The organism is Variovorax sp. FG153 (assembly GCF_057809595.1).
The window spans coordinates 148,960-168,985 of record NZ_JBMDKG010000012.1 but is presented as its reverse complement, the minus strand read 5'-3'; the positions used below and the strand labels follow the sequence as shown (position 1 = coordinate 168,985).

The following is a 20,026-nucleotide window of genomic DNA, read 5'->3' as shown; positions in this document are numbered from 1 at the left end:
CACGGCATTTCTCGCTGCCTGCGGTGGCGGCGATGGCGGCACTTCGGTGCTGGCATTTCCACCACCGCCCACGGGCATCGTCGAGCCACCCGCACCGTCACCGGTCACCGAAGTGCCGCCACCGCTCACGGTGCCCAAGGCCGTCTGCGCCGAGGGCGGCAGCCCCGAATCGGCGCTGCAGGGCCAGGTGCCCGCGGCGCTGCGGCAGGCCGGCTTCAAGGGCTTCTCGTGCAACCTGAAGCTGGCCGGGCAGTTCGAGGGCGAAGGCGGCAGTTGGTCGTCGGCGTTCTTCCGCGATCCTGGTGGGCGCACCTGTGCCTACCATGCGACCGCGCACCCGATCGGCTTCGTCAGCGGCAAGCCGCTCGAACGCGTGAACCCCGGCGTGCCGGTCATCGACATCACCGACCCGGCCAGGCCGTGGCGCTCGATGTCGCTCACCACGGCCGCGATGATCGACCCGTGGGAATCGCTGCGCGTGAATGCACGGCGCCAGCTGCTGCTGGCCGACAACGGAGGCAACAGTGGCCTGTTCGGTGGCGCCGAGGTCGACATCTACGACCTTTCGGCCGATTGCCGCACGCCGCAACTGCTCGCGAGCATGGAGGTGGGCACCGGCAAGGACGGTGGCATCCAGTCGCCGAAGAGTCCGAGGGGGCACGAAGGGAACGTGTCGCCCGATGGCCTGACCTACTACATCGGCGACATCATGAGCCAGCGCTACCACGCGGTCGACATCACGAACTCGACCCGGCCGCGGATGGTGGCTGCGTTCGACATGGCCCCCATCGGCCCGGTGACCGCACACGGGCTCTCGGTCAGCGAGGACGGCAGGCGCGCCTATGTGGTGTCGGCCGGCACGCCCACGGCGCAAGAGGTGCTCGATCCCGACGCGAAGACCCTCAACGGCTTCCTGATCCTCGACACCTCGGAAGTACAGGCGCGCGTGCCCAACGCGCAGATGAAGGTGATCTCGACCACGACCTTCAAGGACGGCAGCGTGGCGCAGCACACCATCCCCGTGACCATCGCGGGCAAGCCGCACCTGGTGATGGTCGACGAAGGCGGCGCCGCGGGCCTGAGCGACACCGCGAACGCCAAGCTGGCCTGCGAGGCGAAGCTGTCGCCCTATCCGATGGCACGCATCTACGACATCAGCGACGAGAAGAAGCCCGTGCTGGTGTCGAAACTGATGCTCGAGACCCACGACCCCGCGAACTGCGACAAGGTGCTGCCCGACATCGCGGGCCTGTCGACCTTCACCTACGGCAGCCACTACTGCTCGGTCGACAACCGCGACAACGGCACGGCGCTGGCCTGCTCGTACTTCAACTCGGGCGTGCGCGTGTTCGACATCCGCAATCCCGCGCGACCCAAGGAGATCGCGTACTACAACCCCGCGGGCGTGACCGCGCCGCGCGCCGGCTCCATCCACCGGCAGATGTCCTGGGCTGGTCGTGGCGGACCCGACTGGTGCGCCTCGCGCGTGGACTTCGACTTCGACCGCAAGCTGTTGACCACCATGTGCCAGGACAACGGCCTGCTGATGCTGAAGTTTGCCGAGAACACCTGGCCCTTCGCGCAGAGCACGCCTTCCATGCTGCAGAACTGACGATGACGCGCACCCTCGATCGATATCTGCGCGCTTGGATGGGCGCCGCCGCCATGCTGGCGAGCGGCCTGCCTCTCACCGCCGCCGCCTGGGAGGCCGACGTGCATTTCGGCCTCACGCGCTGGCTCGCGGTGCAGGCGGGCTTCAGCGCGCCGCAGGCCGATGCGATCGCGACCGGCAACCAGCGCGTGGACTTCGGCGCGATGGAGACGATGCTGCTCGTGACCGAGTACGCCTGCACCGGCGCCGATGCCGAGGGCCGCGCGGAGGCGGCTCACGCGGCGCGGCGCCTGCACGCCCCCGGCGCCGGCGAGGCTTCGACCGAGGCGCTGCGCACGCTGCTGCGCGATGCGGGGCCGAAGGCCGGATTGCTGCTGCTCAAGTTCGGCGAGGCGCTGCATCCGCTGCAGGATACGTCGGCCCATGAAGGAACGGACACGGCCGGGATCGGCGCGCCCGCCATCGCGGGACTGCCCTGCGATCCGCCGCCGCCGGCCGCGGCCTCGGGCGGCGAGCAGGCCCATCGCGCCGACCTCACCGCGGCGCGCCCGGCCGCCGCGCTCGCGATGGCGCGCGCGAGCTTCGAATGGCTGCAGCGCTATCCGCCGATCGCGGACGCGCCGCGCGTGGTCGCCGACTGGCCGCGCGTCGAAGCGCAACTCGGGGGCTTCCTGACGGCTTCCACCAAGGCGGCGAAGGCCGCGTGGTTCCACGAGCACGGCATGGAGGACACGGGCTTTCTCGAAGGCATCAGCCTGCCCGATGGCGCGCAGCCCTGGACCGCGACCTGGTCGGGGCGCCGGTTGCCGCGGTTGCAGGAGGCGGCCTCCACGCAGCATGGCGTGCCCGAGGAGGTGCACCGCTTCTTCGACGACTTCTTCGCGGCCTGGCTCGGCGATGGCGATCCGGCCGCCGCGCTGGGCCTGGCCAAGGGCGAAGGCACGCCCGCGCAGCGCGACCTCGCGGCGCGGCTGCGCCTGTGGCGCCTGCACGATCACGGCGCCGCGGCCGCGCTGGCGCATGCGCCATCCGCGCTCACGCGCGCGCAATTGCAGCGCGTCGATGCGCTCGCGCGCGACCGCTCCGCCTACGCGCGCTATCCGCGGCTGGCCGATGCCTTCTTTCCGCTCATGGCGATCGAGTCCTATGCGCCGCCGCTGCTGCCCTACATCGTGCGGCCGCTGCCCGCGCTCGCGGATGGCGAGCCCCGGATGCTCGCGATCGCGAAGCTGCGGCACGCGCCCTACGACGAGCTGCTGCTGGTCGCGCAGCGCCGCGCGGGGCGCTGGTCGGTGGTTTCGCTGCAGGGCGTGAGGGATCACTGATGGCGATGGATGCGCGCCGATGGATCGGCCGGCATGCGGTCGCGCTGCTGCTGGCCGCCGCCTGGGCCGCACTGGCGGGCCTGCTCGCGCTCGGGCTGGAGCGCGCGGACCGCGATGCGCGCTTTCTCTACCTGGTGGAGACGCAGGTCTGCCATGTGCCCGGGGCGGTCCAACCCCTGGCCTTGTCGTCCGCGGCCACTGTTGCCGACCCGCGAAAGGCATCGCGCTGATGCGTTCGCCCGTCCGCTGCCGCCCCGCCCTTCTTCTCGCCGCCGCGGCCGTGCCGGGCCTCACGTTCGCGCATTCCTTCGGCGTGCAGTACACGCTGCCGGTGCCGTTCTGGATGTATGCCTATGGCGCGACCGCGGCGCTGGTGCTGTCGTTCGTGATCGTGGGGATCTTCGCGGCCGTGCCGCCCGCGCGGAGCGAGACCTCGCCGAACGCGCGCCGCGTGGGGACGCATGTGTTCGTCCCGGCCTTCGTCGTGCAGGGCCTGCGCTCCCTGTCGGTGGGCCTGCTCGTGCTCACCATCGCCTGCGGCTTCCTCGGCACCGACAACCCGTTCCGCAACCTCAACATGACCCTGTTCTGGATCGTGTTCGTGCTGGGCCTGACCTATGCCACCGCGGTCGTCGGCGACCTGTTCGTGTTCTGCAACCCGTGGCGCACGCTCTGCGAGCTGCTGCGCGCGCGTTGCGGCATCTGCTTCGACGGACGCATCGCCTATCCCGCGTGGCTCGCCTACTACCCGGCGCTGGCGCTCTACATCGCCTTCATCTGGATCGAGCTGTTCGGCCACGGCACGCCGCGGCAACTGGCGCTGATGCTCACCGCCTACACGCTGCTGACCGTGGCGATGGCCTGGCTCTTCGGCAGCGCGGCCTGGTTCCGGCATGGCGAGTTCTTCGGGTTGTTCCTCTCGCTCGTGGGCCGCATGGCGCCGATCGCGTGGCGGCGCGCCGGCTGCCGCGGCGTGGCGCTGCGCTGGCGCCTGCCGCTGTCGGGGCTGCTCGAGCGCCATCCGGGGCATGTGAGCCTGGTGCTGTTCATCCTGTTCATGCTCTCGTCGACCGCCTACGACGGCGCGCACGAAACCTGGCCCTGGAGCCGGCTGTTCTGGAAGACCCTCTATCCGCTGGTCGAGCCGGCCGTGAAGGCCCACAGCGCCCAGCCCTATGCGACGGCGGCCAGCCTGTTCCATGGCTGGCAGTGGCTGGCGCTGTGCCTCTCGCCCTGGGTCTATCACGGCGTCTACCTGTTCTTCCTCGCGCTCACGCGGCGCGTGGCGGCCTCCGAGCTCTCCACGCGCGCGCTGGCCTGCCGCTTCGCACTGACGCTGGTGCCGATCGCCTTCGTCTACCACGCGACCCACTACTACACGCTGCTGTGGTCCCAGGGCGCGCAGTTGCTGCCGCTCTTGTCCGATCCGCTGGGCCGGGGCTGGAACCTGTTCGGCACGGCACGCGCCGCGATGCCGCCGCGCATCATCGATCTCAACATCGTCTGGCACACCCAGGTCGGGCTGATCCTGGCCGGGCATATCGCGAGCGTGGTGCTGGCCCATGCGGAGGCGCTGCGGATCTTTCGCCACACGGGCCGCGCGCTCGCGAGCCAGGTGCCGATGCTGCTGCTGATGGTCGCGCTGACGGCCGTGGGGCTGTGGATTCTTTCGCTGCCGCTGGCGGGATAGGCGCCGCATCCCCTTCACTCACCCGACCCGCCATGAAGTCCTCACTGATCTACACCCTCGGCGGCTTCGCCATCGTCGCGCTGCTGGCGCTCGGCTATCTCGCGGCGCGACCGTCGACCGACCCGGCCACGTCCGCCGCGGCACCCGCGCGCACCGGCACGCAGTTCGAGGTGCGGATCGGCGCGGCCGCCGAGGCCGAAGGCACGCCGCTGCCGGTGCTGCCCGTCGCGCGCGGCGACATCGTCTCGATCGCCGTGAGCTCGGCGCAGGCCGGCCAGCTGATGATCCACGGCTACATGCAGGAGATGGTGCCGGTGGCCGCGGGCCAGACCGCCACGCTGCGCCTCGCGGCGCTGCATGCGGGCCGCTACCCGCTGCACCTGCATGGCGAGGACCAGAGCCACCGCGAAGTGGCCATTCTCGAGATCCGGCCATGACGCCATGGCGTGTTGGCATACTCGGCCCCCATGACGGTCGAAACATTGGGCGGCGAGCGCCCCTATGTCATCGAGGTGCAGGGAGAGGAAGTCACCGTACAGGACACGATGGTGGCCGGCTTCACCTATCGCATTCAGCTCGAATCGCAACTCGGCAGCTCGGCGCGCGTGGTCCAGTGCTTCAAGGCCTGGACCCGGCTGCAGCGCGAAGGCGCCGCGAACCTGCAGGGACCCGAACTGGAGCATGCGGCCGCCTGGCTCGAGGCGCATCGGCAGGCACGCTGGCAGGCACGGCGCCTCTTCCTGGTGCCGAACGCGAAGACCTTCGTGCTGAGGCTGCGCGAACAACCCAAGCGCTGAGCGGGCCGATTCCGGTTTGGGAGGGAGTGTTTGGTGCCGCTTGTCCGAATCGAACGGACGACCTTCCGCTTACAAGGCGGGTGCTCTACCAACTGAGCTAAAGCGGCCGAAAAGAAAAACCTGCAGCGGATTCTAGTGGGGGTCCCCACCAGGGCCCGGGCCGACTACTTGATGCGTTTGAGCGAAGGCCGCGCGCCGCCACCGGCCGGAGGGCGCGGCGGCTCGTCGGTCGGGTCGGCATCCGGGCCGTCGCCGATCTCCGTCACGTCGCTGCCCGCATCGTCGGCCGTCACCAGGTGCACGACCCGGTTGGCCTCGCTCTCGCCAGCGCCGCGCGAGGCATCGCGCAGTGCCGAACGGACGGGACTCGCCGGCGCCGGCACGCCCGTGGCGGCCGGAGAGTCGAGTCCCATGCCGGTATCGGCCGCGGGAGGCGGCGCGGGAAAGGCCATGCCCTGGCCGTTCTCGCGCGCATAGATCGCAATCACGCGGCCCACGGGCACGCTGATCTCGCGCGCCGTGCCCGCGAAACGGGCCTTGAACTCGATGAAGTCGTTGCCGAGCTTCAGCGAGCTGGTCGCGTCGAAACTGATGTTCAGCACGATCTCGCCGTTCTTCACGTACTCGCGCGGCACCTGGACGGTGTCGTCGACCTGCACCGCGACATAGGGCGTGAACCCGTTGTCGGTGCACCATTCGTACAGCGCCCGGATGAGGTACGGGCGGGTGGAAGACGACTCGAGCGCGTTGATCATGAAGGACGGCGATGAAGCGAAGCGGAAAACGGACCTGCGCGAGGATTACTTGCGCATGACCTTTTCGGAGGGCGTGAGTGCTTCGATGTAGGCCGGGCGCGAGAAGATGCGTTCGGCGTACTTCAGGAGCGGCGCGGCGTTCTTGCTGAGGTCGATGCCATAGTAGTCCAGGCGCCACAGCAGCGGCGCAATGGCCACGTCGAGCATGGAGAAGTTGTCGCCCAGCATGTACTTGTTCTTGAGGAACACCGGGGCGAGTTGCGTGAGGCGGTCGCGGATGTGCGAGCGTGCCTTCTCGAGCGCCTTCTCGTTGCCCTTGGCGGTGCGGTTCTCGAGCGTGGACACGTGAACGAACAGCTCCTTCTCGAAGTTGAGCAGGAACAGGCGCACGCGCGCGCGGTCGACCGGGTCGCCGGGCATCAGCTGCGGATGCGGGAAGCGCTCGTCGATGTACTCGTTGATGATGTTCGACTCGTACAGGATCAGGTCGCGTTCGACCAGGATCGGAACCTGGCCGTAGGGGTTCATCACGCTGATGTCTTCAGGCTTGTTGTAGAGATCGACATCGCGGATCTCGAAGTCCATGCCCTTCTCGAACAGCACGAAGCGGCAGCGGTGGGAAAAGGGGCAGGTCGTACCTGAATACAGCACCATCATGGCGAAAGACTCCTAAAAATCAAAAAGAGTGGGTCGCGTTGGCAACCCACTCCACGGGACCGGCGCACTTGACGCTCCGGTCGGCAAGGATGGAACTACTTGACGTCTTTCCAATACGAGGCGTTCAGTCGCCACACGAAAACCACCGACATCGCGAGGAACAGCAGCACCCAGACACCGATGCGGATGCGCGTGTTCTGCGCGGGCTCGGCCATCCACTGCATGTAGCTCACCAGGTCGCCCACGGCGGTGTCGAACTGCAGCGGGGTCATGGTGCCGGGCGTGACCTGTTCCCACTTGTTGGCGAACACGTCGACCTCATGGCCATGCTGCTCGACCTTGGTGTAGACCGGACGGCGCTCGCCCTGCAGCTCCCACAGCGGGTTCGGCATGGCCACGCTCGGGAAGGCCAGGTTGTTCCAGCCGGTGGCCTTGGTGTCGTCGCGGTAGTAGGTGCGCAGGTAGGTGTAGAGGTAGTCGGCACCGGTGCCGCCGTGGCCGGCGCGCGAACGCGCGACCAGCGTCAGGTCGGGCGGCGTGGTGCCGAACCATTCCTTGGCCTGGCGCGCATCGATGTTGGCCTTCATGGTCTCGCCGACCTTCTCGGTCGTGAACAGAAGGTTGTCCTTGATCTGCTGCTCGCTGATGCCGATGTCCTGCAGGCGGTTGAAGCGCATGAAGGCGGCCGAGTGGCAGTTGAGGCAGTAGTTGACGAACAGCTTGGCGCCGTTCTGCAGCGCGGCCACATCGTTCGTCTTGTTCGGTGCCTTGTCCCAGGCGAGGCCGCCGGACTCGGCCGAAGCGGCCGCGGAGAAGGTCAGGCCCAGTGCCAAGCCCAGGGCCGCGAGCCAGCCGGAAATGCTTTTCTTCATCGTGTGTCTCTCGAGCTGTCTTGCGCTGGTCAGTGGGCGGCGAAGGTCACGCGGTCGGGCACCGTCTTGAACTCGCCCTTGCGGCTCCACCACGGCATCAGCAGGAAGAAACCGAAATAGAACAGCGTGCCGATCTGCGAGATGGTCTGCGCGATGTCGAGCGCGAACGAGCCGATCACGAGATTGCCCCAGACGCCGGGCGGCTGGATGCCGAGGTAGCCTAGGATCAGGAAGAAGAAGACGAACACGCCGTACACGTACTTGTGCCAGCCCGGACGGTAGCGGATCGACTTGACTTCGCTGTGGTCGAGCCACGGCAGGAAGAACAGGATGATGACCGAGCCGCCCATCACGACCACGCCCCAGAACTTGGCGTCGAAGGTCTTGAGCAGGAAGATCGCCACGGCAGCCACGACGATGATCGCGACCTTGAGCGCCACGCCCGACTTGCCCTTGACGAAGTTCCAGATCGCGGCCGCGGCGATGATCAGCGAGAACACGTTGACCATGTCGTCGGTGGTCGCGCGCAGCATCGAATAGAAGGGCGTGAAGTACCAGACCGGCGCGATGTGGTTCGGCGTCTTCAGCGAGTCGGCCGGGATGAAGTTGTTGTACTCCAGGAAGTAGCCGCCGGCTTCGGGGGCGAAGAAGATCACCGCCGAGAAGATCGTGAGGAACACCACCACGCCGAAGATGTCGTGCACCGTGTAGTACGGGTGCGACGGGATGCCGTCGAGCGGATGGCCGTCGGCACCGCGCTTGGCCTTGATCTCGATGCCGTCGGGGTTGTTCGAACCCACTTCGTGCAGCGCGATCAGGTGGGCCACCACCAGGCCGAGCAGCACCAGCGGCACGGCAATCACGTGGAAGCTGAAGAAGCGGTTGAGCGTGGCGTCGCTCACCACGTAGTCGCCGCGGATCAGCAGCGCCAGATCAGGGCCGATGAACGGGATGGCGGCGAACAGGTTCACGATCACCTGGGCGCCCCAGTAGGACATCTGGCCCCATGGCAGCAGGTAGCCCATGAAGGCTTCGGCCATCAGGCACAGGAAGATCGCGCAGCCGAACACCCAGATCAGTTCGCGCGGCTTGCGGTAGCTGCCGTACATGAGGCCGCGGAACATGTGCAGGTAGACCACCACGAAGAACGCGGACGCGCCCGTCGAGTGGATGTAGCGGATCAGCCAGCCCCATGGCACGTCGCGCATGATGTACTCGACCGATGCGAAGGCCTGGTTCGCGTCGGGCTTGTAGTGCATCACGAGGAAGATGCCGGTGACGATCTGGATCACGAGGACCAGCATCGCCAGCGAGCCGAAGATGTACCAGAAGTTGAAGTTCTTCGGCGCGTAGTACTTGCCCCATTGGTCGTTCCACAGCTTGCTCAGCGGGAAGCGGTTGTCGACCCAGTTCAGCAGCTTGGCGCTGGCCGGGGCGTTGGGGGAGATTTCGTGGAATTCAGCCATGTTCTTCTTCTGCCTCAGGCCTTCTTGGAGTCTTCACCGATCAGGAGCTTGGTGTCCGACAGGTACATGTGCGGCGGCACAGGCAGGTTGTCGGGCGCGGGCTTGTTCTTGAAGACGCGGCCGGCCAGGTCGAACGTGGAACCGTGGCAAGGGCAGAGGAAGCCGCCTTCCCAGTCGTTGGGCAGCGAGGGCTGCGGGCCGGCCTGCAGGCGGTCCACCGGCGAGCAGCCGAGGTGGGTGCAGATGCCGACCACGACCAGCACGTCGGGCTTGATCGAGCGGTGCTCGTTCTGGGCGTACTTGGGGGTGAATTCGTCGGGATGACGCTTGGACTGCGGGTCCGCGAGCTGCGCATCGAGCTTCGGGAGCTCGGCGACCTGCTCGGGCGAGCGCTTGAGGATCCAAACCGGCTTGCCGCGCCACTCGACGGTGACTTTCTCGCCGACCTTCAGGCCGGAGATGTCGACCTCGACGGCAGCGCCGGCGGCCTTGGCCTTTTCGGAGGGCTGGAACGTGCTGACAAAGGGAATCGCGGTGGCCACGCCTCCCACTGCACCGGCACAGCCGGACGCGATCAACCAGGTCCGCTTGCTTGTGTCGATCCGGGGGGAGCCGGCGGTCATGTCACTCATGGGGATCCTCTATCTTCTTCGCTGGAGCAGGGTCAACCGACGATTGTAGCGGGGCGCAACGTGCGAATTCAACGGTTGCAAGACCGTGCGGTCGCGCGAATGACGCTCCGATCCGACATCGGCGGGGCGCGGAAGGCGCGCACGCGAAAACGCCCGCGGCTCGTCGCCGCGGGCGTTTCACGAGGGGAGATTCAGTTCAGCAGGCCGTGCTGCATCGCTTCGCGAACGGCTTGCGTGCGCGACTTGACCGCGAGCTTGCGGTAGATGCTCTTGGCATGGAACTCGATCGTGTTGATCGAGAGATAGAAGGCCTCGGCGATCTGCCGATTGCTCCAGCCCTGCGCGATCAGGTTCAGCACCTTGAGCTCGCTGACCGACAGCACGGACTTCGGCGCCTCGGTTTCGGCAGCCGCCGACGGTACTTGCGTGCTGCTGCTGGCCGGCGCGCGGCGTGCGGTGCCGAACATGCGTTCGAGCACGCAGCGGGCAACACGCGGATCCATGGCCGCACCGCCGCGCTCGAGCGAGCGCAGCAGGAAGACCAGCTCGGTGTCGAGCGCATCGGTGAGCAGGTAGCCCGCCACCCCGGCCGACACCGCGGCGCGCACGCGCTGCGTGTCGGGCAGCGCCGAGACGGCGATGCGCTCCATGTGCGGGTGCGCTTCGCGCAGATGCAGGATCGTCGAGACGCCGCCGTCCTCGGGCAGGTCCATGCCGATCAGCGCCAGCGCGCAGGAACTGCGGGCCAGGATCTCGCGAGCCTGCGCGCACGAACGGGCGACCAGCACACGGGCCCGCGGCTCGAGCACGGACACGACGCTGCGCAGGCGCTCGGTCACTTGAAGATCGTCGTGGACGATCAGCACGCTCTGGAACTTCGAATTCCTCGCCATCACGCTGGCGTCGGTCTTTTCCAACAGAATTTCCACCTTGAATCTCCCGATGCGGCAACTGGGTTGCGGGTCTGAAAAAAGTTAACGTTGGTTTACGCAAACGCAGGATCGATGCCTGCGCGTGCCACCCCAGAGCCAGCGCGGCCATGAGATCGCCCACACTGTTGATTTCATTGGATTTTTTCGAAGGCACTCGACTTGAATGCCCCCGGAACCCGGTGGACTGGAGGCCTTTTGGAGGCCTCGTTACGGCCGACATCGCGGTCGTTGCTACGTAACATCACATCCGTAACCTTTTCACGATCGCCGCCATGACTTCTTCAGAAAGAAGAAACCAAGTGCAAGCGGGTTGCTACCCACTTTCAATACTGCTACCCTCGACGCGATTGCATAAAAATCTTTGAGAGGATCCCTTATGAAGACCACCAAACTGGTTGCAGCTGTCGCCCTTTCCGCTCTGGCGGCTTCTTCCGCGTTCGCTCAAGGCGCTCCCGCCGGCGGCAATGCCGCCACAAACAACGCCCAAGGCGGACTGACGACCGAACAGTGGGTTGCCGCTGGCGCAGGTGCAGCCGTCTTCGTCGCCGCCGTGAGCGGCAATGGCGGCAATTCGGGCGGCGGCTTCGGCCTGATCCCTGGTACCGGCACGACTGGCACCACCGGCACTCACCGCTGATGTTGCGAGCCCTCCTAGACGGAGGGCACTCGCTGAAAGGTCCCCGCGTCGGTATCGCCACGCGACTTATTAAATGTTGCCTTTGGGCAACGTTTTTTTTGGGCGTTGGCGGTTGTTCTTCCGGTTCTTCGGCCATTGTGGAGACGGCACGCGCGCTCTATCGGGGGCAGCCGTCTGCAGCCACACCGAATTTCAATCCCAATTTTGCTTACCTGAGAGCCAATATCTCGGGTCGCACCATCTATATGGTGCTCGGCTATCTGGACCCGCGGCCGGAAGGCACCGTCGAGGTCTGGTACAGCGGTGGCGGTGAAGTCGTGCGACTGCAGAACGGTCGCCTGGTCGGCACTACCGGGCTCACCACGGATTGGCGCGCCGTTCGCATCGCCGATTGGCCCGCCTGGCCTGCAGTTGCCTCGACACCCGGCAATGCGCCCATCGCGCAGCACTATGTGCGCGAGCGCGACGTTATGCCAGGCTATCGATTCGGCATCAGTGACGAGATTACCCGCATTTCCATCCCGGCGCCCGGCGACACAGCCATCGCGGGCGCGGACCCGAAGTCGCTACAGTGGTACGAGGAGCGCAGCGTCTCGCGCCCAGCGACTGGCTCGCTCCCTACCGCCCGGTTCGGAATCTCGTACAAGACAGGCACACCTGTTGTCATCTATTCCGAGCAGTGCATCTCCAACAATCTGTGTATGAGCTTCGAGCGGTGGACACCCCCCACGCCGGTAGCCGGCGCCCCGGCGAGCGCTGGGACATGACCTCCCGAGGTCCGCATCCCCGGCATTCCTACTGGCCTCGTCACATCGCGGCGGCGTGCGCACTGGTCGTCACATGCGGCGCATGGGCACAGCAAGCGATGCCGGCGAATTCGAACGACCAGACGCCCCGCTCCGACACCGATGTCCGCGCCGGCGAACGATTCAGCACATGGTTGCTGCGGCAGCCACCGGAAACGGCCTCCCCCGGGCTCTCGTGGCGCGTCCCCGAGGAGCGGCTGGCCCAGCAGTTCCTAAAGAACACACTGCTGGTTCGCCTCGAAGCCGAAGCCCGCCGCGCCTCACGCGAGAGCCAGGTCGACCGGCTTGCCCTGATCACCTGGCTACAAGGCTTGCCGGTGACCGGACGCGTAGCCCTCGGCATCGTCGATCCTCGATGGCTGGAAACACATCCCGCAGAAGATCCCGTGCTGTCGGCCGGCCAGCAGCTCGTGCCTGGACCGCGAGAATTGAAGACCATTGCCGTGGTGCGCCCCAACGGCGAGCTTTGCCATGTCCGGCACGAGGCCGGGCGCAGCGCCTGGGACTATGCAAAGGCCTGCGACCTGCCCACCGCGGATTGGGCCTGGGTGGCACAGCCCGACGGCCGCACGGCGCGCGTCGGTGTGGCCCCCTGGAACGCCCAGCCCTCCGATGAACCCGCGCCCGGCTCCTGGATCTGGGCCGCGCCTCGACAGATGCCGGACCTGGTCGCGGCCTCGGAGGGGATGATCAAGTTCCTGGCGACCCAGGGACCGTCGCCCCAGGCGCTGGATGCCGCGGCGCTCGATACGGCCACGCTGACTACCGCTCCCGAGAAGCGCCCACCACTGACCACGAGTCTCGGCGCCGGAAAAGACACCGCGCCCGCCCACTACGCGCCGGTCCGCTCCGTGCTGCCCGAGCCCGTGTCCACCCCCAAGGCCTTCAGGACCAGCACCAACGACTGGGGCGAAACCGGCCTCCTGCAGACGCCCACGGCCCGTATGGGCGAGCTCGGCGACTTCCGGTTTTCGTTCACCAACGTCTATCCCTACTCGCGGCTGAACTTCATGTTCCAGCCGCTGGAGTGGTTCGAAGCCGGCTTTCGCTATACCTCGATCAGCAACCAAGCCTACGCGGCCAGTACCACAGGCCAATCGAACAAGGACAAGAGTATCGATTTCAAGGTCCGGCTCGCCAAGGAGTCGGCCTACGTGCCGGAACTCGCCCTTGGCTTCCGCGACTTCGGCGGTACCGGCCTGTTCTCTTCCGAATATCTCGTCGCCAGCAAGCGCTACGGCGACTTCGATTTCAGCCTCGGCATCGGCTGGGGCTACATGGGCAGCAGCGGCAACATCAAGAATCCGTTGATCGCGATCAGCAATCGCTTCAGAACGCGCCCCGGCAGCACCGCCTCGACCGGAGGCCAGGCCAACTTCAACAGCTTCTTCCGCGGACCCTCAGCGCTTTTCGGCGGTGTCGAATGGCGCACCCCATGGGATCCGCTGACCCTGAAGCTCGAATACGACGGCAACGACTATCAGCACGAGCCGTCGGGCATCAATCAGCGCCAGCGCACCCCTTTCAACGTGGGCCTCGAGTATCGTTACTCGCCGGCTGTTTCCTTCTCGCTGGGCTTCGAACGTGGCGACAAGGTCATGCTCGGTGTGTCGCTCTCGACCAACCTTGCCAAGCTCCGGTCCCCCAAGGTGGCCGATGCACCGCTACCGCGCTTCACACCTGAAGCGCCCAAAGCATCGCCTGGCTGGCCGACGACCGCAGCCGACATCGAAGCTCGCACCGAGTGGACCGTGCAGCGCATCGCTCCACAGGGCGACAAGCTCCATGTCTGGATCAGCGAGAGCATGACCGTCTATCGCGAAGCCCGCGTCGAGACCATCACTGCATTGCTGCATCGCGATGCGCCGGCTTCGATCAAGTACTTCGTGCTCCACTACCGCGAACGCGGACTTTCGCTGCACGCGCAGGTGATCAACCGCGACGAGTGGGTCAACGAGCACTACAAGGCGATGACCCCCAGCGAGAAGCGCGCAGTTGGCCAGCGTGAGTACGCGCCGAACGTCGATAGCAGCGAAGACATGCAGCCCCTGCCGGCAGTGGTTGCAACGGCGGCAAGTGCTCCCGTCAATTCACCGCAGAATGCGGCAGATGCCTCTTCGACGGACACAGCCATGGCTGCGGCGCCCGCACCTATGGCTCCGTGGGAACGCAAGCGTGAGCGCTACACCTTCGGCATCACGCCCAGCACCACGCAGATCGTCGGCGGCCCGGACGCCTTCCTGCTCTACCAGATCGGCATCCAAGCGGTTCTCGAGTACCGATTCACCGACAGCACCTGGTTCAACGGCGCCCTCAACTGGCGCATGTTCGACAACTTCGACAAGTTCACCTACACCGCGCCCAGCAATCTGCCGCGCGTACGGACGTTCCAGCGCGAATACGCGACGACGAAGCGGCTGACGATGCCGGTGTTCCAACTCACCCATGTGGGCCGGCTCGCTGAGGATCAGTACTACAGCGTTTACGGCGGTGCACTCGAGCCCATGTTCGCAGGTGTCGGGGCCGAATGGCTCTACCGCCCGTCACGCAGTCGTGTCGCTTTCGGTATCGACATCAACCATGTGCGGCAGCGCGACTTTGCCCAAGACTTTGGCCTGCGTGACTACAAGGTCAACACGGGCCACGCCACCCTGTATTGGGACACGGGCTGGAACGGCGTTCGCGCAACCATCAGCGTGGGTCAGTACCTTGCGGGTGACAAGGGCGTCACGCTCAACGTCAGCAAGAGCTTCGACAACGGCGTGGTGCTCGGCGCCTACGCGACGAAGACGAACGTGTCGTCGCGTGAGTTCGGCGAAGGCAGCTTCGACAAGGGCATCTACGTGGCAGTGCCTTTCGATGCCTTCCTGCCGAAGTCGAGCAAGTTCACGGCGGCTTTCAACTGGTCCCCGCTCATTCGGGATGGTGGCGCGAAGCTGGGCCGGATCAATCCGCTGTACGACATGACGTCGATCAGGGATCCGAAGTCCTTCTCGATCGGGGCTCCGGAGAGCAGTCCGCCTCGGGCGGGGGACAATATCTTGAATTTCGAAGGCGCCCGTTAAGCGGCGTGCTCCCGGGATTTACAAATTTCAAGTCGTCCTTGGCTTGGAAAAGACCTCCGACGCCAGAGCCTGCAAGGCAAGTGCTTAATTCTGGGCCTTGCCATTGGCTTGGACCGGAACGGAATATAGTCGCGTTTTATGGCTCGGTCGAACAACTACTGGCCAGCGCCTGATCGAAATAACGCTCAGCCGCCGCTAGCGCGATGTTGTCAGTTGATGCGTGGACAACCGTGGCGGGACTGATCACCTTGCAGCACCGCGGCCTTACACGAATACGGCACGTCGGGGCTCACCGCGACCCATCTAAGCTCGGAAGCCTCCAAAATCAGAGCCAATCGCTCTCATCAACTGCATCGCGGCCCTCGCGGCGATACTGCAAATGCAGCGGCGTTCGTCGGCGTGCCGGACGAGGCTAGCGCACGCAAGTGATTCTGCCCCCCGGCCCGAGTAGTTATGCTTAATTAGGATGGTACAGATCATATAGATTCCATTGATGACTCTTCTCATCACCCTACAGAATGATCCACTCCTAGGACGGGACTGCTGAGACGAACGACGCAAAATAGTGGCGCCGACGCAGTCAATCGTGCTTCTTGCATGCTTTGCCCAGGCCGGACAGGAAAGACTTACTCCATGCAGCGCAGAAATTTATTACTCAGCGGGCTCTTCATCCCGACTGGCTCAAATGCCTCCCCGAATGAAACGCCGAACGGCTTCTCGTTGCGGGGCGACACGGAAATCAAACAACGGCTCGCCGATTTTAACAATACGATTGACGGAGCAAAAGGCGCGGCGCAAATCGGCTATGACGGCGCATCAGCGCAGGCGGTTCTCGACAGCGTGCGACCCATGCGAGATTTCACGGCTCTTCGTGCCTACAAGGGTAGAGCATCTGGCATTCGCATTACCGCTAGCGGGATTTCCGGGCAATTTTGGTTAGACCCTTCCGACGTGTCATCGCCTGACAATGGCGGCACCGTCATCGTCGACGCCATTAGGCGCCGCTGGAAACGCGATTGTACAGGCCCACTTCGGCCTGAGATGTTCGGCGCAAACGGTGGTCCAGATGACTCCTCCGCTTTTAACGCTGCCCTCGCTGTTTCCGGCGCCCTGTTGCTAGCTGACGGGGCAACATACACCTTCATGGCAGGATTAAAACGGACTGGCTCAATTTGGCTGATGGGAAATGCGCAGTTGGTCTTCAACTTCTCAGGCACACCTGGATTAATCTGTATTGGCAGCGCCGATCAAACAGCCCGCTTCAACGACATTACATTCGACGCAGGCTCTTCCCAAGGCCAAACGCGAGCAGTCACACTGCAAATCTCTGGCTATGCTTCGGTAGTTTTGACACGAACATCAGGGATTAGGCAGCATAACGCAAATAGATCCACAACTCGCTTTCTAAATATGGTCAACTGCTTCGATGCAACCATAGAAGGTGGCTCCTTTACGAATATTACGGCGCTTGGGAATGGCAACATCGGCGATGCGCAAGGGGCCGTCCGTGCCATCTATGCAACTGGTAGCAAGCACCTTGGAATGCTACACGTACATGGTGGCACTCTATTCGAAAACATTCACACTGTAAATTCTTCAGGGACGCCAGTCTTCGAGGATGCCGATGCGGTGGTTGTCCAAAACGATGGGACGTTCAAGCATGATGCATGGGTAGACCGATGCCGCTTTCGCAATGTAGGGAAGCGCGCATTGAAATCGCAGGCAAATCTTGACAGCCTGACCATGTTCAGCGGCAATGTGGTCGATTCGACTTGGGTCTCAGCCGATCCCGCTTCCATGATCAGCGATGGCATGTTCGCCATGGCTTCTGCCTACGGAGGTAATTTGGTCACGCGAGACAATTACGTGTCCGGCGCCATTAACTACTTTGAAGAATCCATCAATTGCAGAAGCGTGACTTCTTCCGGAAATGTTCACGTAGGAAGTTACGTTCATGGAGTAGCCAACAACCTTACTCGCCCATACTACCACACCAATATCAGCGAAAGCTTTATGTGCTTCGGAAATCGTCGAAACAGCGCCGCTGCGGGATATGCATCAGGTGCTGCCGCCGGCGCTTTCGATGTCATTGCCGCCGCGAATTTTTTTTCGTCACGGACGTCGTCAATGGAGTTTGTGCATGCTCGAAATGTTGCCATTTCCACCAACGTTTTCCACGCTGATTCAAACGCCGGGCCATCAATTCGTCTAAACCAGTCGATCGGTAATTTTTCTAGTGTAGGCTGCGTAATGGTTGGATTTCAAGATGGCTACTATTTCGATAACTCTATTTCAGCCACATTCTCAAACGTTATCGTAGGCAACACATTTGATGTAAGCCGCAATCCAATATCTAACTTCTCACCCTTTGCAGCACAGCGGCAAGCTACGGCTGGAAATATGCGCAACTCCTCCCTCTCCGGAATGATGACCGCGAAAGCATCGCCGACCACTAGCCAAGTCGGTGCATCAGGCTCATCAGCCGCGCTTCCAGAGAAACCGGCGGCCTATGAAATAGTTCGGATCAATGGAATTGTTTATCATCGGCCCCTCTATAATGCACCCGCTTGAAAGGCGCACCAAACACCGCCGCTCACGAATACAATGACTGCGTGTCCGCTATACGTTTTCGCTCTTACGGCGAATGTCCGGCTTCAAACTTTCGTAGATTTACAACACCATTTTACCCAGCGGTCAAAACGGCGCCGGAACGTCAAGAGAGCTATCTAGAATTTTTTTCTTTTCCCTACTGGGTTCACCATCAATCTCAAGAAGTAATAATGCACTCGCGGATTGATTTTCAAGGTGCACCCAGTCGACCACTTCTGCGTGCGGCCGATAACCGGGAAGCATTTGTGAGAGTGCCTGCTTAAGCGCAGGTATATCATTACGATCAAGAATGGACCTCAGCATTGCAAACTGACGCCATAGCTCATCGGCTGGAGGGCAAGGCTCATGAGCCTTCATTACGCGTGGATGCATAGTCCCCATTGGATTATCGCCAATAAGAAGCTCTTCATAGAGTTTCTCACCAGGCCGCAGACCCGTAATTCGAAGCTCGATGTCACCTTCAGGGGTGCGCTCGTCACGTACGGTTCGCCCTGATAGTTCTACCAGCCGACGGGCCAAATCGATGATGCGCACGGGCTCGCCCATGTCGAGAACGAAAACGTCCCCTCCCTGAGCCATTGCACCCGCTTGAATTACCAATTGAGCGGCCTCGGGAATTGTCATGAAATAACGAGTTATGTCCGCGTGGGTCAGAGTGATCGGGCCTCCAGCCTCAATCTGGCGGCGGAACAGCGGCACCACCGACCCGCTGGATCCCAGCACATTGCCAAAACGGACCATCGAAAAACAGGTCCCCGAATGCTGCTGGGCCAAACCCTGGAGAGCCAGTTCAGCCAGCCGCTTACTCGCACCCATAATGTTGGTTGGTCTCACTGCCTTGTCAGTGCTCACCAACACGAATCGCCGCACTTGGCACTCCATCGCAACTTGTGCCGCCATGAGAGTGCCCAGCGCATTGTTTCGTACACCTTCCACAGGGTTGTGCTCCACCAACGGCACATGTTTGTAAGCTGCAGCGTGATAGACAGTATCAGGCCGCCAAGTACGCATGATCTCCCGCATGCGCGCAGGATCGCGCACCGAGGCCAGAAGAGGAATTACCGAAACACCAAGGTTCATTCCCTCCAGTTCCTGGTGAATTGCATAAAGAGCAAACTCTGTTAGCTCCACCAGCAACAGCTTAGAAGGCGAGAGCCTCACTATCTGGCGGCAGAGTTCGCTACCGATGGAACCGCCAGCACCAGTGACTAGGATTACTTGGTGCCGAATATGCCTTTGAAGCAAGTCATCGACTGGTGCCACAGGATCACGGCCAAGCAGATCTTCGATGTCCACTTCGATCAGGTCCTGGACCTGCACTCGTCCATTTGCTAGATCGGCTAAGGCGGGCAAAGTACGCACGTGCAAGTGAAGCGGTAACAAATCATTCAGAATCTCCGCTCTGCGCGCGCGGCTAGCAGAAGGCATTGCCAGCAAAACATCCGTAATTCCGAAGATAGCCGCGTGATCTTGCAGCCAACTTGGTGGCTGAATGCGGATGCCATTGAGTGTGCTCCCGTGAAGGTGTTGCGCATCATCAATGAAGGCCCGTACCAGCATGTCGCGACTTTGTGCAAGCGCAGCTGCGAGCTGAAGTCCAGCTCCCCCAGCACCATAAATAACTACCTGCGGCAGCGATTTACGCTGAACCGCACTCATGTACATCCCTCCTAGCCAGTAGCGCGCGAGCATGCGCAGACCACCAATGCACATAAACAATAACAACGGCACCACCAGTCCAACCGTGCGAGGCACCGCATTCACGCCAACGACCGTGAAGATCATCGCATAAGCAAAACCGAACAATGCACTGGCGCGCAAAATGGCCAAAACCGCCGGCGCACCCGCGTAACGAAAAATCGCGCGATAGAGCCCAAACACCGTGAACAAAGGAAGCGCAATCAACACAGCCAATGCAGCCGCCCACCACTGCGCCCCATGAGGAAGCATCCATTGTTCGAAGCGAAGGCTTAGCGCGAAGAATACGCAAAGGACACATACCAGTGCGTCCACCCATAGCGCCAGCAAACGCTTGGCGGGCCTAGGCAACGCAAGCAAATGCTCCGCCAGACGATTGATCACAGAAACTCCTATCCGAGTAATGCCCGAACGCTGCGAAAGACGGTGCGTTGCATACCCTCAAACTATCTTTCGCTTCGCAAGCTCGATA

At 63.2% G+C, this 20,026-nt stretch carries 17 protein-coding genes and 1 tRNA gene; 10 read left to right on the top strand and 8 right to left on the bottom strand.

Annotation, left to right across the window (positions count from 1 at the left end; genetic code table 11):
• From ACODT0_RS15995 to ACODT0_RS15970, 6 genes are all read left to right on the top strand, one after another.
• On the top strand, positions 1-1,612 hold a 1,612-nt coding region (locus ACODT0_RS15995), incomplete at its 5' end, for an LVIVD repeat-containing protein (protein WP_489041700.1).
• 2 nt (positions 1,613-1,614) lie between these two features.
• A complete protein-coding gene (locus ACODT0_RS15990; RefSeq protein WP_489041699.1) occupies positions 1,615-2,937 on the top strand; it encodes a hypothetical protein in 1,323 nt (440 codons plus the stop codon).
• Positions 2,937-3,167, top strand: coding sequence for a hypothetical protein (locus ACODT0_RS15985; RefSeq protein WP_489041698.1), 231 nt, complete (start codon positions 2,937-2,939; stop codon positions 3,165-3,167). The genes ACODT0_RS15990 and ACODT0_RS15985 overlap by 1 nt, the downstream gene beginning before the upstream one ends.
• A complete protein-coding gene (locus tag ACODT0_RS15980) occupies positions 3,167-4,627 on the top strand; it encodes a hypothetical protein (protein WP_489041697.1) in 1,461 nt (486 codons plus the stop codon). The genes ACODT0_RS15985 and ACODT0_RS15980 overlap by 1 nt, the downstream gene beginning before the upstream one ends.
• A gap of 32 nt (positions 4,628-4,659) precedes the next feature.
• On the top strand, positions 4,660-5,064 hold the full coding sequence (locus ACODT0_RS15975) for a hypothetical protein (protein ID WP_489041696.1): 405 nt from the start codon (positions 4,660-4,662) through the stop codon (positions 5,062-5,064).
• A gap of 30 nt (positions 5,065-5,094) precedes the next feature.
• A complete protein-coding gene (locus tag ACODT0_RS15970; protein WP_489041695.1) occupies positions 5,095-5,424 on the top strand; it encodes a hypothetical protein in 330 nt (109 codons plus the stop codon).
• Between the two features lie 31 nt (positions 5,425-5,455).
• Here ACODT0_RS15970 and ACODT0_RS15965 read toward each other — a convergent pair.
• The 7 genes from ACODT0_RS15965 to ACODT0_RS15935 form a co-directional block, all read right to left on the bottom strand.
• Positions 5,456-5,531: transfer RNA gene (locus ACODT0_RS15965), tRNA-Thr, on the bottom strand.
• Positions 5,532-5,588: 57 nt separating this feature from the next.
• A complete protein-coding gene (locus ACODT0_RS15960) occupies positions 5,589-6,179 on the bottom strand; it encodes a ClpXP protease specificity-enhancing factor (RefSeq protein WP_261209938.1) in 591 nt (196 codons plus the stop codon).
• Between the two features lie 45 nt (positions 6,180-6,224).
• Positions 6,225-6,836, bottom strand: a complete 612-nt coding sequence (locus tag ACODT0_RS15955; RefSeq protein ID WP_057596959.1) for a glutathione S-transferase N-terminal domain-containing protein — start codon at positions 6,834-6,836, stop codon at positions 6,225-6,227.
• A gap of 95 nt (positions 6,837-6,931) precedes the next feature.
• Positions 6,932-7,708 (bottom strand): cytochrome c1, encoded by a 777-nt coding sequence (locus ACODT0_RS15950; RefSeq protein WP_261209935.1) that lies wholly within the window; start codon positions 7,706-7,708, stop codon positions 6,932-6,934.
• Between the two features lie 29 nt (positions 7,709-7,737).
• Entirely contained in the window at positions 7,738-9,174 is a 1,437-nt protein-coding gene (locus ACODT0_RS15945; protein ID WP_261209932.1) for a cytochrome b, read from the bottom strand.
• A 14-nt stretch (positions 9,175-9,188) separates the two neighbouring features.
• The gene (petA, locus tag ACODT0_RS15940) at positions 9,189-9,806 is read right to left on the bottom strand and encodes a ubiquinol-cytochrome c reductase iron-sulfur subunit (RefSeq protein WP_057596962.1); all 618 of its coding nucleotides are present in this window, start codon (positions 9,804-9,806) and stop codon (positions 9,189-9,191) included.
• A gap of 191 nt (positions 9,807-9,997) precedes the next feature.
• Positions 9,998-10,723: a LuxR C-terminal-related transcriptional regulator gene (locus tag ACODT0_RS15935; RefSeq protein ID WP_479671805.1), complete on the bottom strand. Its 726-nt coding sequence runs from the start codon at positions 10,721-10,723 to the stop codon at positions 9,998-10,000.
• A gap of 391 nt (positions 10,724-11,114) precedes the next feature.
• Between ACODT0_RS15935 and ACODT0_RS15930 the strand changes: the two genes are divergently transcribed.
• The 4 genes from ACODT0_RS15930 (at position 11,115) to ACODT0_RS15915 (ending at position 17,817) form a co-directional block, all read left to right on the top strand.
• Positions 11,115-11,375 (top strand): hypothetical protein, encoded by a 261-nt coding sequence (locus ACODT0_RS15930; protein WP_261209927.1) that lies wholly within the window; start codon positions 11,115-11,117, stop codon positions 11,373-11,375.
• Positions 11,375-12,142: a YjbF family lipoprotein gene (locus ACODT0_RS15925; RefSeq protein ID WP_479671804.1), complete on the top strand. Its 768-nt coding sequence runs from the start codon at positions 11,375-11,377 to the stop codon at positions 12,140-12,142. The genes ACODT0_RS15930 and ACODT0_RS15925 overlap by 1 nt, the downstream gene beginning before the upstream one ends.
• Positions 12,091-15,246, top strand: a complete 3,156-nt coding sequence (locus ACODT0_RS15920) for a YjbH domain-containing protein (RefSeq protein ID WP_489041694.1) — start codon at positions 12,091-12,093, stop codon at positions 15,244-15,246. Before ACODT0_RS15925 ends, ACODT0_RS15920 begins: the two co-directional genes overlap by 52 nt.
• Positions 15,247-15,879: 633 nt before the next feature.
• Entirely contained in the window at positions 15,880-17,817 is a 1,938-nt protein-coding gene (locus ACODT0_RS15915) for a hypothetical protein (protein ID WP_489041693.1), read from the top strand.
• Positions 17,818-17,940: 123 nt separating this feature from the next.
• Here the strand turns inward: ACODT0_RS15915 and ACODT0_RS15910 are convergent, their stop codons facing one another.
• On the bottom strand, positions 17,941-19,938 hold the full coding sequence (locus ACODT0_RS15910; RefSeq protein WP_489041692.1) for a polysaccharide biosynthesis protein: 1,998 nt from the start codon (positions 19,936-19,938) through the stop codon (positions 17,941-17,943).
• Positions 19,939-20,026 lie beyond the last annotated feature (88 nt).